The organism is Rahnella sp. AN3-3W3 (assembly GCF_003263545.1).
Classification (GTDB): Bacteria; Pseudomonadota; Gammaproteobacteria; order Enterobacterales; family Enterobacteriaceae; genus Rahnella; species Rahnella variigena.
Genome location: NZ_JYDG01000017.1, coordinates 12,505 through 27,179, shown reverse-complemented (window position 1 = coordinate 27,179; position 14,675 = coordinate 12,505). Strand labels below are relative to the sequence as shown.

General features: G+C 53.5%; 10 protein-coding genes. 4 read left to right on the top strand and 6 right to left on the bottom strand.

What is annotated here, in order from left to right:
- Positions 1 to 55: 55 nt before the first annotated feature.
- Positions 56 to 1,519 (bottom strand): H(+)/Cl(-) exchange transporter ClcA, encoded by a 1,464-nt coding sequence (gene clcA, locus UC15_RS07300; protein ID WP_112287819.1) that lies wholly within the window; start codon positions 1,517 to 1,519, stop codon positions 56 to 58.
- A gap of 38 nt (positions 1,520 to 1,557) precedes the next feature.
- On the opposite strand from clcA, the gene UC15_RS25625 reads away from it, so the two are divergent.
- Positions 1,558 to 1,704, top strand: a complete 147-nt coding sequence (locus UC15_RS25625) for a hypothetical protein (RefSeq protein ID WP_157960968.1) — start codon at positions 1,558 to 1,560, stop codon at positions 1,702 to 1,704.
- A complete protein-coding gene (gene hemL / locus UC15_RS07295) occupies positions 1,704 to 2,984 on the top strand; it encodes a glutamate-1-semialdehyde 2,1-aminomutase (RefSeq protein WP_112287818.1) in 1,281 nt (426 codons plus the stop codon). The genes UC15_RS25625 and hemL overlap by 1 nt, the downstream gene beginning before the upstream one ends.
- A gap of 103 nt (positions 2,985 to 3,087) precedes the next feature.
- On the opposite strand, the gene fhuB is transcribed toward hemL, so the two are convergent.
- From fhuB to fhuA, 4 genes are all read right to left on the bottom strand, one after another.
- Positions 3,088 to 5,076 (bottom strand): Fe(3+)-hydroxamate ABC transporter permease FhuB, encoded by a 1,989-nt coding sequence (fhuB, locus tag UC15_RS07290; protein WP_112287817.1) that lies wholly within the window; start codon positions 5,074 to 5,076, stop codon positions 3,088 to 3,090.
- A complete protein-coding gene (fhuD, locus tag UC15_RS07285; protein ID WP_112287816.1) occupies positions 5,073 to 5,975 on the bottom strand; it encodes a Fe(3+)-hydroxamate ABC transporter substrate-binding protein FhuD in 903 nt (300 codons plus the stop codon). Before fhuD ends, fhuB begins: the two co-directional genes overlap by 4 nt.
- A gap of 1 nt (position 5,976) precedes the next feature.
- Positions 5,977 to 6,789, bottom strand: coding sequence for a Fe3+-hydroxamate ABC transporter ATP-binding protein FhuC (gene fhuC / locus UC15_RS07280; RefSeq protein WP_112287815.1), 813 nt, complete (start codon positions 6,787 to 6,789; stop codon positions 5,977 to 5,979).
- Between the two features lie 208 nt (positions 6,790 to 6,997).
- Positions 6,998 to 9,226: a ferrichrome porin FhuA gene (fhuA, locus tag UC15_RS07275; RefSeq protein WP_112287814.1), complete on the bottom strand. Its 2,229-nt coding sequence runs from the start codon at positions 9,224 to 9,226 to the stop codon at positions 6,998 to 7,000.
- 460 nt (positions 9,227 to 9,686) lie between these two features.
- On the opposite strand from fhuA, the gene UC15_RS07270 reads away from it, so the two are divergent.
- Both UC15_RS07270 and UC15_RS07265 read left to right on the top strand, forming a co-directional pair.
- Positions 9,687 to 10,646, top strand: a complete 960-nt coding sequence (locus UC15_RS07270) for a nucleoside hydrolase (protein WP_112287813.1) — start codon at positions 9,687 to 9,689, stop codon at positions 10,644 to 10,646.
- 14 nt (positions 10,647 to 10,660) lie between these two features.
- Positions 10,661 to 11,893, top strand: a complete 1,233-nt coding sequence (locus tag UC15_RS07265) for a NupC/NupG family nucleoside CNT transporter (RefSeq protein ID WP_112287812.1) — start codon at positions 10,661 to 10,663, stop codon at positions 11,891 to 11,893.
- A gap of 111 nt (positions 11,894 to 12,004) precedes the next feature.
- Here the strand turns inward: UC15_RS07265 and mrcB are convergent, their stop codons facing one another.
- Complete coding sequence (gene mrcB / locus UC15_RS07260) at positions 12,005 to 14,638, bottom strand: bifunctional glycosyl transferase/transpeptidase (RefSeq protein WP_112287811.1); 2,634 nt, start codon at positions 14,636 to 14,638, stop codon at positions 12,005 to 12,007.
- Positions 14,639 to 14,675 lie beyond the last annotated feature (37 nt).

Genomic DNA, 14,675 nt, shown 5'->3' with positions numbered 1-14,675 from the left:
CGCCGGATTGACTGTCTGAATAATGTACTCATTATCTAATACCTGAAAGTATGGTTCAAGTATGGGCATTTTTTGCTGCGCTGTCCTGCTTATTGGTGCCTTCGGCGTCGGGTTCTGCCTGCGCTTTCTCTGCATTTTCACGTTCCTGCCTCTGCAAGGTGCGGGTCAGGATCGCGGAATACAAGGGTTTACCGCCTAAAAACTGTGCCAGCAGGGTCGCGCCAAGGCAGGTAATGATCATCGGTAAAATAAGCTGATAGTTATCGGTCATTTCAAGAACCAGCACAATACCGGTGAGCGGCGCACGGACACTGGCGGCAAACAGCGCCCCCATCCCGGCTATCGCAAACGTCGCGGGCTGGATACCGTACTGCGGGAACCACGTTAGCGCGGCGGTACCAAATGCCGTGCCCAGCAGCGTGCCGAGCGCCAGCATCGGGGCGAAAATCCCGCCCGGTGCGCCGGAAGCAAAGCACAAAAGCGTTGTCACCACGCGAACAAGAAAGATCACCAGTAACATCATCAGGCTGTATTTTCCTGCCGCTGCCAGCGGGATCAGCGCAAAACCGCCGCCGGTGACTTCCTGATGAACCAGCCCGAGCAGGCCACAAAATCCGCCCAGCATCCCGCCAATCACCAGGATATTTCGCAGATTACCGCCATGAACACGGGCAAACATGTCCTGCGTGCGGAAAATCAGGGCGTTAAACATCACGCCGACCACGCCAAAAACCATCCCCAATACCAGATACAACCACAGCGTATTCAGCGGTGCGTTGGCCAGCCTGCCCACTTCGATCACTGCGCCGTCGCCGTTGAAAATCCGGAAAACGATGCTCGACATGATTACACCGATAAACACTGCTTTTATCGATATAAGGCTGTAACGAAATTGCAGGCGCATCTCTTCGAGGATGAACAAAATACCTGCCAGCGGTGCGTTAAAGGCCGCAGAAAGCCCGGCCGCCGCACCGGTCGCCAGCAGTGAGTGGCGCGCTTCCGCACTGCGCAGACGGAAAATATCGAACATCATTTTCCCGACATTGGCACCCATCTGCACGGTCGGCCCTTCCCTGCCCAGCACCATTCCCGCGCCGAGCGTACCCAGACCGCCAAAAAATTTCACCGGGATCACCCGCCACCAGCGAACAGGACGCAACTCTTCCAGCGCCCCTTCGATTTCCGGGATCCCCGAACCGCCCGCTTCCGGCGCGAATTTGCGCACCAGATAATATCCAAACATCGCCATGACCGCCGAGATAACAAAGGTCAGCGGCCACAGCAGGATCCAGTAATCACTGAACATCCCAACGCTCGAAAGACGCAACGCCATCACCAGATTCACGGTTTTTTCAAAAGCAACGCCCAGCAGACCGGCAACCGTGCCCACCAGTGCAGCCATGATCAAAATCGTGACCGGTGTTTTGTCACGGCGAAGTAAAAGGCGCAGCGCTTCGCTGCGTTTACGGGGGCCGCGGACCTGCGCGCCCGCTACATTCTCAGTTTCAGATTCATTCATCACGGAAAGGAAAATACAGAAATGGTTATGGAAGATGAATGAATTTAATCATACAAATTGGCTCCCTGACAGGATCAGCAACAAAATGCAGCACGGTTTACGGTTTTATAACGCCGCTCAGTTCACTAGAATGGGCGCAACAAAATTTCTTTACCCAGAACCCAGCAATTTCAGGAGTTGAATAATGAGTAAGTCAGAAAGTCTGTTCACGCAGGCGCAAGCGCTAATCCCGGGCGGTGTTAACTCGCCGGTACGTGCCTTCTCCGGCGTTGGCGGCGTGCCATTATTCATCGCTCGCGCTGACGGTGCTTTCCTGTTTGATGCCGATGGCAAAGCGTATATCGACTATGTCGGTTCGTGGGGCCCGATGGTGCTTGGTCATAACAACGCCGAAATCCGCAGCGCGGTGATTGAAGCCGCAGAACGTGGCCTGAGCTTTGGCGCGCCGACCGAAATGGAAGTCAAAATGGCCGAACTGGTCACCAGTCTGGTGCCAAGCATGGACATGGTGCGCATGGTCAACTCCGGCACCGAAGCCACCATGAGCGCGATTCGTCTGGCGCGCGGCTTCACCCATCGCGATAAAATCGTCAAATTCGAAGGCTGCTATCATGGCCATGCCGACTGCCTGCTGGTGAAAGCCGGCTCCGGCGCGCTGACTCTCGGCCAGCCAAACTCTCCGGGCGTTCCGGCTGATTTCGCGAAACACACCCTGACCTGTACCTATAACGATCTGGATTCAGTGCGTGCCGCGTTCGAACAATTCCCTGACGACATCGCCTGTATCATCGTTGAGCCGGTCGCGGGCAACATGAACTGTGTGCCGCCTTTGCCGGAATTCCTGCCTGGCCTGCGCAAGATTTGTGACGAGTTTGGCGCGCTGCTGATTATCGACGAAGTGATGACCGGTTTCCGCGTCGCGCTGGGCGGTGCTCAGGAGTATTACGATGTGATGCCTGACCTGACCTGTCTGGGCAAAATCATCGGCGGCGGTATGCCGGTGGGCGCATTTGGTGGCCGTCGTGACGTGATGGAAGCACTGGCACCGACCGGCCCTGTCTATCAGGCAGGAACGCTTTCCGGCAACCCGATTGCCATGGCAGCGGGTATCGCCTGTCTGACGCAAGTCGCACAACCGGGCGTGCATCAGACCCTGACCGAGCGCACCACACAACTGGCCGAAGGCTTGCTGGATGCGGCGCAGGAAGAAAATATTCCGTTCGTGGTGAACCACGTCGGCGGAATGTTCGGTCTGTTCTTCACTGATGCCAAAACCGTGACCTGCTACCAGGACGTGATGAAGTGCGACGTTGAGCGCTTTAAGAAGTTTTTCCATCTGATGCTGGAAGAAGGCGTTTATCTGGCACCTTCCGCGTTTGAGGCTGGCTTTATGTCTCTCGCTCATACTCAGGAAGACATCCAGCGCACCATCGATGCCGCACGTCGCTGTTTTGCTAAGCTTTAATATCTGGTGAAGTCGGCTCCTCCCCTGCGAAGGGGAGGAGCAAAAGCCACTTCCAAAGAAAGATCCGTTCTCAATATCTCTCTTTTTTGTTCACTGAAACTTTCTATTTCGCCTGTTTTCTCAGCAAATAGATGAAGTACGGCGCGCCGATAAATGTCGCGAGCAAACCTGCGGGGATCTGGTTGGGGAAGATAATCATCCGGCCGCACCAGTCGGCAAATACCATCAGTAAACCGCCGAGAATGCTGGCGACCATCCACTGCGGAACCGCACGACGAAAGCCCATCATACGCGCCATATGCGGTGCCATCAGACCGACAAAGCTCAGCGGCCCGATGGTCAGCGTCGCGGCAGCCGTCATCACCGCCGCCAGCAATAAAATCGCCATACGCGTTGACGTCAGTGCAACGCCGACTGATTTGGCCGTCACGCTGCCCAGTGGCAAAATATTAATCCAGCGACGACAGAACGGCACAATCACCATCAGCACCGCAGCCAGAATGAGCGTCCGCCATGCGGCTTCAGCGGACACAGAATAAGTAGAACCGGAAAGCCAGGTCAGCAAACCGCCCATACGCGGATCACCGCTCGCCAGCAGCAGTGACATCAGCGTGGTAAATGCGGTACTCAGCGCGATACCGGTCAGCAACATACGTTCGGCAGAAAAACTGCGCAGACCCGATGCCATCATAATCACCAGCAACGTCAGCGCCGCACCGAGACTCCCCGCCGGTAACAGCCAGGCAAAGGCATCACCCGGCGCGATAAACATCATCACGACCACGCCGGTCGCCGCACCCGAGCTTATTCCCAGCACTTCCGGGCTCGCCATCGCATTACCGGTGAGTTTCTGGATAAGCACGCCGGAAGACGCCAGCATGATGCCCGCCGCCAGCGCCGCCATCACTCGTGGTAAACGCCACGGCAGCAGCGCCTGTAGATCCGCACCTGTTGACCAGTTCCAGCCTGTCGCGTTACGTCCGGCCATCAGCGCGATAACCAGCCCGATAAACAGCACAGCCAGCGCCAGCGCGACCCAGCGCACCAGATGGTGACGTTCAGCCGGCACGTTATCGCCCTGATCCATCGGCGGCGGCGTCATGCTGTTGCGAAGACGAGGCAGCAGCCACAGCAGCAACGGCGCGCCGACCAGCGCGGTCGCGGCACCGGTCGGAATTTCCATCCAGAACGTGGTGATGTACTGCATCACCTGATCGGTGAACCACAGCAGCAACGCACCAATCAGCGGCGCCATAATCAGACGTGAAGGCAAACGCCGCGCTCCGAGCATTTTCGCCAGCAGCGGGGCGAACAGGCCGATAAAACCGACGATGCCGACCGCGTTAACCAGCTGTGCACTCATCAGGATGGCCAGCGTCAGCACCGCCAGGCGTGCCGCAGAAAGCCCGAGACCGAGGTTTTTGGCCACGCCATCGTCAAGTCCCAGCAGCGTCATCGGACGCTGCAACAGAAACGCCAGCAGCCAGACAATAATCACACGCGGCAACAGGAAACTGGCGACATCCCAGTCCTGCTGCGTCAGTGAACCGCTGCTCCACATGTAAAGACTTTGCAGGCTCTGATAATTGAAGATACCGATCAGGCCATTAACCGCACCGCAATACAAACCGAGCACCAGACCCGCCAGGATTAACGTGACCGGCGACATGCGTTTGCCCCAGGCGATACCGAACACCAGCGCACCAATCACCACCGCGCCGATCATGGCAGCAAACTGCTGGGTGATCATTCCACCCGGCAGCGCCCACAACGTGGCAACCGTCAGGCCGAGTTGCGCGCCCGCCGAAACGCCCAGCGTCGCAGGTTCAGCCAGAGGATTACGCAACACCTGCTGGAACAGTAAACCGACCAGCCCGAGCCCGGCTCCCGCGAGCAATGCCACGGCGATGCGCGGCAGTGAGCTGTAATGGAAAAGCATCTGCTGCACGTTGTCGATATCCGGCTGCCACAGTGCGCCGCGCCATTGTGCGTAAGGCAATTGCAGATGCAGGTTGTAAATACTGAGCGCACCCGCAGCCAGTGCCAGAATAATCAGAAGAGTCAGCGAAACGCTGAGCGAACGGCGGTTCATACCGGTTTCCTCAGCGTGTTGGTTAAAATATTGCAGAAGTGCATCGCGCTGAACGTTGCGCCGTAGTACCAGACGGCAGGGATGACGGTGAACTGGTTCGCACGAACGAACGGCATGGATTTCCACAGCGGCGTTTTTTCGACGGCCTTCATGATGTCAGCGCTGTCGTGATCAAAACATAACACGCGGGCATTTTTGATCGCCGCCAGCCTTTCTACTCCGACGGAAACACTGCCCCAGAAACTGCCCTCACCCTGCCAGGCGTTGGTGAGCCCGACATCGTTCATCACTTCATGCAGCATACTGCCTTGTCCGAAGACCAGAACATGGCGCGGATCGATGAACGTGATCAGCAACAACGGCTGCTGTGCTACTGGCTTCAGCTTTTCGCGGGTTCTGGCTAAAGTGTCCTGATACCGCTGCAAATGCTGTTCTGCACGATCTTGCAAACCGAGCGTATCCGCCAGTTTGTGCAGCGAACGGATCGCCAGGTCTAATGGCTTCGCAGAGCCGTCATTGGCTTTGACACTCAGCAACGGCGCAATGGTTTCCAGCTGAGCGGTCGCCGGGCCGTAACCCTGCGTCAACAGCACCAGTGACGGTTTCAGTTGCTGGATAAGTTCCATATTCGGCTCGGTGCGCTGACCGACGTCAATCACGCCCGGCGCCAGCGGCGGTTCGGCTACCCAGATGTTGTAATTGCGAATATCCGCAATCGCCAGCGGCATCACGCCGAGTGCAATCAGAAGTTCAGCGGGAAGCCATTCGAGCGCAATAATGCGGCTGAGATCGGGGCGGGACGCAGAAAGCGCGGGCAAAGATGTCAGCAACGGAGAAAGCGCCATCATCTGCAAAATACGACGGCGCGTTATTCCGGAAAAGTGTGAAATATCAGACATATCAGTATACGAAGCTCACCGGTGCGCCACCCGCAGGATGCGGCAAAATACCCATCGGAATGCCATAGATTTGTTCGAGCACGTCACCGCGCATCATTTCTTCAGGTTCACCCTGAGCGATCATCTCGCCGCCACGCAGCGCCATCAGCTGGTCACAATAGCGGGCTGCCATATTCAGGTCATGCAGCACCGCAATCACGGTGAGGCCTTTTTCACGGCTCAGACGCTGGATCAACGCCAGAACGTCTTTCTGATGGGCGATATCGAGCGCAGAAGTCGGTTCGTCAAGCAGCAGGCAGCGGCTGTCCTGCGCCACCATCATCGCCAGCCACGCACGCTGACGTTCGCCGCCGGACAGGCTGTCGACCAGACGATGTGCAAAGGGTTTCAGCCCCACCAGCGAAATCGCTTCTTCGACTTTTTCTTTATCGTGATGTTTGAAACGCCCGAGCGCGCCGTGCCACGGATAGCGGCCAATCGCCACCAGCTCCTGCACGGTCATGCCTTCTGCCGCCGGAAGTTGCTGCGGTAAATACGCGACCTGCCGCGCAAAAGCTTTGCTGTCCCACTGCGCCAGCGGCGTTTCATTGAGGTAAATCGTTCCGGATGTCGCCGCCTGATGACGTCCCAGCATTTTTAACAACGTCGACTTCCCTGAGCCATTGTGACCAATCAGCCCGCACACTTTTCCTTGCGGGAAAGTCAGTGACAGTGGCGCAAGAAGCGTGCGGCCCGGGACGGCAAAACTCACATCCTGCAGGCGAAAGACGCTGTCTGGCAGCGGAGAAGAAGGATGTACGTTGTTATCAGGCATAAGATTTTCTACGTCGACATCTGGTTGAGAACAGGAAACGGGCACGACCAGCGTGCCCGGATTTTAGTGCTTATGACGCTATCGATATCCTAAGTAATTCGGCTTGCAGGAAGGCGACAAGTTCGCGAATCCCCGGGAGCTTAGTCAGCTAAGTGACCGGGGTGAACGAACGCCGTCAACGCATCTGCGGCCTGAATTACGACGGATATCAGAAGCGGAATGTGGCGGTAGCTACCACCTGACGATCTGAACCCCAGTAACAGGCGTAATCGCGGTAGCAGCTGGCGACATATTCGCGATCCAGCAAGTTGTTGATGTTCAGACCCACGGAAGAACCAGGCAGGCCGAAGCGACCCAGATCGTATTTCACTGTGGCATCTACCAGCGTATAGGACGAAACGTTGAACGCTTCATTCTCTCTGGATGCATTCACACCGTTCGCTGTATAGAAGCTGGAACTGGCACCAACATAACGCACACCGGAACCGACTGTCAGGCCGCTGAGCGCAGTTTCGTGGAAGGTATAATCCGCCCACAGAGACGCCATATTCGCCGGTACTTCAACAGGACGCTTGCCTTCGAAATTGGTGTCATGCGTGTATTTTGCATCGGTGTAGGTGTAAGACGCCGTGACGTTGATGTTGGCGTTAACCGCGGCTTTGGCTTCGAGTTCCACACCACGCGAACGTATTTCACCAGACTGAACGCTAAAGGCAGCATCAGCAGGATTGGCCGTCAGGTTTTTGTCTTTTGTCAGCTGGTATACCGCTGCCGTCAGGCTGATCGGACGATCGTTCGGGATATATTTGATCCCGGCTTCGTACTGTTTGCCCATTGAAGGATCGAATGGCTTCCCTTCTTTGGTCGCGCCTGCGGTCGGTTCAAAGGATTCGCTGTAGCTGAAGTACGGAGAAATCCCGTTGTCGAACAGGTAGTTCAGACCGCCACGCCAGGTGAACTGCTCATCGTTGATCTGCGACGCGCTGTTGGTCGTGCGGGTAAAGGTTGAGCTTTTCGCGAAGTCGTAACGACCGCCAACAGTCAGGATCCACTTATTCCACTCTGCCTGATCCTGCACATACAGACCGGTTTGTTCCTGACGATTGAGAAGCTCGTACGGGAAGTACAGGGAAACGTTGCCGTTACCATATTGCGGATTCGCCAGATTCAGGTTACTTGCACTGCCGTAGTCTGCGTCAATATCGTTACGCATACGCATGTAATCAACACCAGCCAGCACGGTATGATCGATATCGCCGGTGCCGAATTTGGCCTGTGCCTGTGTATCGACATCAAAGTTCGCCAGCTTCTCTTTGGACTGAACATAGCTGCGCGTAATGTTGCCGTTACCGAGGTAACCGAAGCCGTAAACGGATTTATATTCGGTATCGAGTTTGGTGTAGCGCAGGTTCTGACGAACCGTCCAGGTATCATCAAACTGATGCGCGAAGCTGTAACCGACCATTTTCTGGTTGCGGGACATGCGGTTACCCGCTTCACCTTCATTGAAATCTGTCGGGAGTTTATGTGCTTTACCGTTGGCATCGTAATACGGCACCACGGTACCTTCACGCGGCAACCAGCCGTAGTAACCCGCATCCGGATCGTTCTGGAAATTGCTCAGGAAGGTAAAGTCAGTTTTATCATCAGGACGCCATGAGAAAGACGGGGCAATGGAATAGCGTTTCTCTTTCGCCATTTCCTGTTGCGCATCCTGACTGCGCGCCACACCGGTCAGACGGTAGGAATACACGCCTGCATCATCAATGGCATCGCTGAAATCAAATCCGGTCTGGTACAGGTTATCTGTACCCATTTTGAACTGCACTTCTTTAAGCGGTTCAGTAGTCGGGCGCTTGCTGACCATACTGACAACGCCGCCCGGATTGCTTTTACCGTACAAAACGGAAGAAGGCCCGCGCAGCACTTCAACACGCTCAAGCATGTACGGATCCATCGATACTTCAGAATAGTTATCACCCTGAAGTTTGATGCCGTCGAGATACTGGTTGGTGTTAACAGAGGTGAAGCCGCGGATTGCCATGGCGTCGATGGTGTTAGAACTGCCACGGCTGGCAAAGACACCCGGCGTATAACCCAGGGCTTCTTTCACCGTCACCGGTTGCTTCATGTCCATTTCTTCGCGAGTCACCACGGAAACAGATTGTGGGGTTTTCACCAGTGGCGTGTCGGTTTTTGTACCGGTTGCGCTGTGTTTTGCTGCGATGGTCGCCGCAGGGCCCCATGCAGATTCCTGTGCCGCTTCGGGAGCAGAAGAAGCCGTCACATTAATGGTATCTTCCTTCGCAGGCGCGGTGGTGGCGGCACCCGCGTAAAATGCGGCAGTACCCAGTGCTGCGGTAATGGTTATAGCTAATGTCCGACGCTTAAATGCGCCTTTTGGGACAGAATTTGAAAGCGAGCGTTGAGAAGCCATTGCATAATCTCTGGAGTGGAAATGGGAATGTAAACGATAATTATTATTATGACCGTCGCATATTATGCGCAATATCCGGCCTTCCGCAAGTGCATTTAGCCGTCCGGGCTTATGACCGAATGAAAAATAGCCCCATGTAAATCAGGGGTAAAAGTGATGATGGAATGTTCGAAACGGATTGTGATGCAGATGTGGATACATCACTTGAGTTGTAAAAAATAAGAAACAACTCCCCTCTTCAACCTTTTATCTGATTTTTTTAATTGTGAAATTTGAAGCCTGCGTCATCGTTCACTGTGCGATTTGAGAGCAAAACGAGAAACGGCCAGATAAACAGCAGGTAAACTCTCAGCGCAGGATAAAAGTAAAACAATCTCAACATACTTTAATTCTCTGATGGCATTTCGGTGTAATTAAGGGAATGCATAACATCTTATTTTTATACGCATGGAGCACAATAATGAAAAACATTAACTGGCCACAATTATCATTAAGCGAAAGAATGAAGTTGATGGAACAACCGGCGGGGCCAGCCATTCCGGTAGTGATCGACAGCGATACATTCAATGAAATAGACGATCAGATAGCGATTGCCTGGGCTATGTTACATCCGCAGAAAATTGATCTGCAGGCACTTTATGCAGCCCCTTTTACCAACAGCTTTTTTGGTAAAGAAAATACGCATGTTTATGTCAAAGATGCACAGCAAGGGATGTTACTCAGTTTTGATGAAATGCACCGGGTTATAAAGAAAGTCCCTCATAAAAACACACCGGATATTTTTAAAGGTTCGACACAATATCTGAAAAATCGCGAGAAACCGGAAACTTCGCCAGCAACCGTGGATTTGATAGAACGGGCATTACGTTGTGAAGGGACATTGCAGGTGCTGTCCATTGCCGCTCCCACTAACGTTGCCAACGCGCTGTGCCTTGAACCTGAAATCATACATAAAATACATGTTACATGGTTAGGGGGAAACAGTTTCAACTGGAAAGATAATCAGGAATTCAATCTGATGCAGGACGTGGCGGCAAGCCGGGTACTATTTGATAGCGGAGTGGCGTTAACCCAGATCCCCTGCTTTGGCGTCGCCAATACACTGGCCTCGTCCGTTCCTGAGTTACAATATTACTTCGCCAACACCAGCACTATCGGGAAGTATATTGCCGACATCGCCCCGAATTGTCCGTGGATTGGTTTTGCCTCACGTAAAGTCATCTGGGATATTGCGACGGTAGGATATATTCTTGACCCTGACTGGTTTACCGCCGAATTTCATGCATCTCCGCTTATCAATGATAATTTTAGCTGGAGCTTCGATAACCGCCGTCACCCTGTCCGGGTTATCCAGTTTATTGAACGGGATGAATTATTCAGGGATCTTTTCCGTAAAATAATTGATGCAGATAATCAATAAAAAATGAGGTAATGATGCCACAAATACTTACGGTAGTACTGGGCATGATAGTGTTGATTATTATAGCTCTTATTTTCTCAGAAAATATAAAAGCCATAAATCTTCGCACTGTCATCGGTGCATTTATCATTCAGGCAGGTTTAGCTGCATTTGTTCTGTTTTTCCCGGCTGGAGAGAAAGTACTCTTTAAAATATCGAATTCCCTGAACAGTCTGATGGGTTATTCGGGGGAAGGTATCAATTTTATGTTCGGCGATATCGGAAAATTTAAATTCGGATTCATTTTTGCTTTCCATGTACTGCCTATCATTATCTTTATGTCCTCCCTTTTCTCGGTGCTTTATTACCTGGGTATTATGCAATGGGTAATACGCATTATCGGTAAAGCCGTACAGGTTTTGCTGAAAACGAGCCCGGCAGAATCGATGTCCGCCACAGCCAACATTTTTGCGGGTAATACCGACGTTTTTCTGCTGATGAAACCTTATGCCCCCAGAATGACCCGCTCAGAACTCTTCGCTCTGATGACTGGCGGTGTTGCATCTATCGCAGGCTCAGTGCTGATAGGCTATGCCGGTATGGGCATTGAGCTGCGCTATCTCGTTGCAGCGGCTTTTATGTCCGCACCGGGAGGTTTGCTGATGGCCAAACTCTTGTACCCGGAGACAGAGCCCGAACAGGTTGCTGATATTTCTTTTACCCAATCTGACGAGGAACACCCGATCAATATCGTCGAAGCGGCGACAAATGGTGCCAGCAATGGCTTGAAACTGGCGGTTAATGTCGGGGCTATGTTGCTGGCACTTATAGCCCTTATTGCCATGATTAACGGACTCCTGGGATGGGTCTTCAGCATTTTTGGTATTGAAGGCATTACCCTGCAACTGATCTTCAGCTATGTTTTTTCCCCTGTAGCCTGGCTGCTGGGCGTGCCGGGTAATGAAATTTTACAGGTGGGGAATTTGCTTGGGCAAAAACTGGTGCTTAATGAATTTGTCGCTTACAGCAGCTTTCTTCCTTTAAAAGATTCTCTGACGGAATACTCGCAAATCATTATCACGATGGCACTTGCCGGATTCGCTAATTTATCCGCTCCTGCGGCGTTAATTGGCGTACTGGGAGGCCTGGTCCCCGCCCGAAAAAGTTACATTGCTAAAATGGGCATGAAGGTGATTTTGGCCGGTACGCTCTCAAACTTAATGAGTGCAGCACTGACCGGATTTTTCTATTTAATCGCCTCTTCATGATCAAGAGATAAAAAAAGGGCACGATTTTCATCGCACCCTTTTTAATATCCTAAATCATTCAAGTTGATTTAACGCAGCCAACGCCGAGCCAGCTTGAAGGATGACGGATATTTAGTTGCCTGAACCAAACATATCCTTGATCCAGCCCGCAACGCCGTTGCTGTCTTTCTTCTCATCCTGAGATTGTGGCTGTTGTTGTTGCCCGGATTGCTGTTGCTGTTGTTGCTGCTGCATCTGTTGCTGTTGTTGCTGCTGTTGCTGAACAGCGGTCACAGAAGCCTGGCACATGGCGTCCGGCGAATCCGTCCAGACCGGAATGGAACGCGTTGCGCCACCGCCGCCAAGCATTCCGCCGCTGTTGTTGCCGCAGACAAAGTTACCGCTGCTATCAATGTTCATCGTGCTGATGCCTTCCGGCATTTGCAGATCCAGAGGCTGCGGCGTGCCGTTCTCCAGATAACGTCCGTACAGCACCAGCGCACCGGTTGAACCCCACAGTTTTGACGGGCCGTTGTTATCGCGGCCAACCCAGGTAATCGCCACCTGATTGCCGTCGATGCCCGCAAACCAGCTGTCACGCAGTTCGTTGGAGGTACCCGTTTTTGCTGCCAGATGCAGTTTCGGGAACTTGTTCGCCAGCGCGCGCGAGGTCCCTTCCTGCACAACCTGCTGCATCGCATACAGCGTCAGATACGCCGCCTGCGATGGGATCACGCGAACCGCCTGCGGGAAGCTCTGATAAAGCACCGTACCGTCTTCCGCTATTACCGAGCGCACTGCGGACAGTGGTGCTTTGTTACCGCCGCTGGCAATGGTCTGATATTCCTGCGCGACTTCCATCGGCGTCAGTGCAATCGCACCAAGCAGCATCGACGGTGTCTGGTTCAGGGATTCTTTCGGGATCCCCAGATTGATCAGCGTTTGGGTGATGTTATCCAGCCCTACCGCCATACCCAGATTTACCGTCGGGACGTTCATGGAACGCGCCAGCGCATCCACCAGCAGAACCTGACCACGGAACTGATGGTCATCGTTTTTCGGTGACCACGTCTGGCCATTTGCCAGTTTCAGCGTCAGCGGCTGGTCGGCCAGAATGGTGTTCAGACGGTATTTGTCCGGCTGAGAAAGCGCGGTCAGATAGGTCGCCGGTTTAGCCAGAGAACCGACCTGACGACGCGCCTGCATCGCACGGTTAAAGCCTGCGAACTGCGTTTCCGCGCCGCCGACCATCGCCCGCACTTCGCCGGTGTAACGGTCAACAATCACCATCGCGGTTTCGATGTCATTCAGGCCGCTTTTCTTACGCAGTAACGGAATGCCTTCTTCGACCGCTTTTTCCGCCGCATCCTGCGAAATAGGATCCAGTGTGGTGAAGATTTTCACCCCGGACATGTCCTGAACTTTATCGCCCAGTTTGGCCTGAAGCTCCTGACGCACCATCTGCATAAACGCAGGCTGAGGTGAAATCACGCCGCCTTTCGGCTGCACGCCGAGCGGACGCGCGCTGAGCATGTCATACAGTTCCTGATCGATAACTTTCTGATCAACCAGTAAACGCAGCACCAGATTACGACGCTGCAACGCCATTTGCGGGTTACGCCACGGGTTATACAGCGACGCACCTTTCACCATGCCGACCAGCAATGCCTGCTGATCCAGACTCAGTTCATTCACCGGACGACCAAAGTAATACAGGCTCGCCAGCGGGAAACCGCGGATCTGATCGGAACCGCTCTGGCCGAGATACACTTCGTTCAGATACAGCTCAAGAATGCGGTCTTTGCTGTAATCCGCGTCCAGCAGGATCGCCATAATGGCTTCACGCGCTTTACGGCTCAGTGAACGTTCATTGGTCAGGAACAGGTTTTTTACCAGCTGCTGTGTCAGCGTAGAACCGCCCTGCACCGCATGACCGGCGGTCAGGTTTGCCAGCACCGCACGGCCAATGGAATAGAAGTTGATGCCGTCGTGTTCATAGAAATGACGGTCTTCCGTTGCCAGCAAGGTATCGACCAGCAAATCCGGGAAACCGGAACGCGGTACGAACAGACGCTGTTCGCCGTTAGCATTCGACGCCTGCAACATGGTGATCAGACGCGGGTCGAGGCGGAACAGCCCGAAATCACGCTGATTATCCAGATTCTTAATTTCTGCAAGGCTGCTGCCATCAAACATCAGGCGGGCGTTCACCTGCCCTTCTTTACCTTCCGGGAAATCAAACGGACGACGCAGCAAATCGATATAATTCGCATGCACCGTAAATTCGCCCGGACGGGTGATACGCGTCACTTCGCGATACTGCGTACCTTCCAGCAATCCGACCATCTCAGCTTTGCTGATCTGCATGTCCGGCTCAAGGTTTACCTGACGACCATACACCGCCGCAGGCAACTGCCAGACTTTACCGCCATCAATGCGGTCATGGATTTGTTTGTTGAGGTAAAACGCATAAATCCCGAGCAGAATAAGAAAAACGATGAACAGTTTGACTAACAGCCAGAAAATACGGCGTTTCACACTCTTTTTTCCGCCTTTTTTGGCTTTACGCGGCGCTGCTTTTCGGCTCATGCGAGATCCCTGTTCTTCTTCGTACTCATCGTCATCCTCATACTCGTCATCAATTTCTTCTTCGTATTCTTCGTAGTCGTCATCCCGGCGGCTACGGCGGACGGGACGAGCCCGCGCAGGCTTCCGCCCGGCAGGTTTACCTTTACGGCCAATCGGCTCGCGATCATCGCCAGACATCAGTCAATCTCCCAACGTGCTGCTGTGTTCGTCATAA

Excerpts from the sequence above, each read along its gene's own strand:
- clcA (WP_112287819.1), bottom strand. The coding sequence starts at position 1,519 with ATGAATGAATCTGAAACTGAGAATGTAGCGGGCGCGCAGGTCCGCGGC.
- UC15_RS25625 (WP_157960968.1), top strand. The coding sequence starts at position 1,558 with ATGAATTTAATCATACAAATTGGCTCCCTGACAGGATCAGCAACAAAA.
- hemL (WP_112287818.1), top strand. The coding sequence starts at position 1,704 with ATGAGTAAGTCAGAAAGTCTGTTCACGCAGGCGCAAGCGCTAATCCCG.
- fhuB (WP_112287817.1), bottom strand. The coding sequence starts at position 5,076 with ATGAACCGCCGTTCGCTCAGCGTTTCGCTGACTCTTCTGATTATTCTG.
- fhuD (WP_112287816.1), bottom strand. The coding sequence starts at position 5,975 with ATGTCTGATATTTCACACTTTTCCGGAATAACGCGCCGTCGTATTTTG.
- fhuC (WP_112287815.1), bottom strand. The coding sequence starts at position 6,789 with ATGCCTGATAACAACGTACATCCTTCTTCTCCGCTGCCAGACAGCGTC.
- fhuA (WP_112287814.1), bottom strand. The coding sequence starts at position 9,226 with ATGGCTTCTCAACGCTCGCTTTCAAATTCTGTCCCAAAAGGCGCATTT.
- UC15_RS07270 (WP_112287813.1), top strand. The coding sequence starts at position 9,687 with ATGAAAAACATTAACTGGCCACAATTATCATTAAGCGAAAGAATGAAG.
- UC15_RS07265 (WP_112287812.1), top strand. The coding sequence starts at position 10,661 with ATGCCACAAATACTTACGGTAGTACTGGGCATGATAGTGTTGATTATT.
- mrcB (WP_112287811.1), bottom strand. The coding sequence starts at position 14,638 with ATGTCTGGCGATGATCGCGAGCCGATTGGCCGTAAAGGTAAACCTGCC.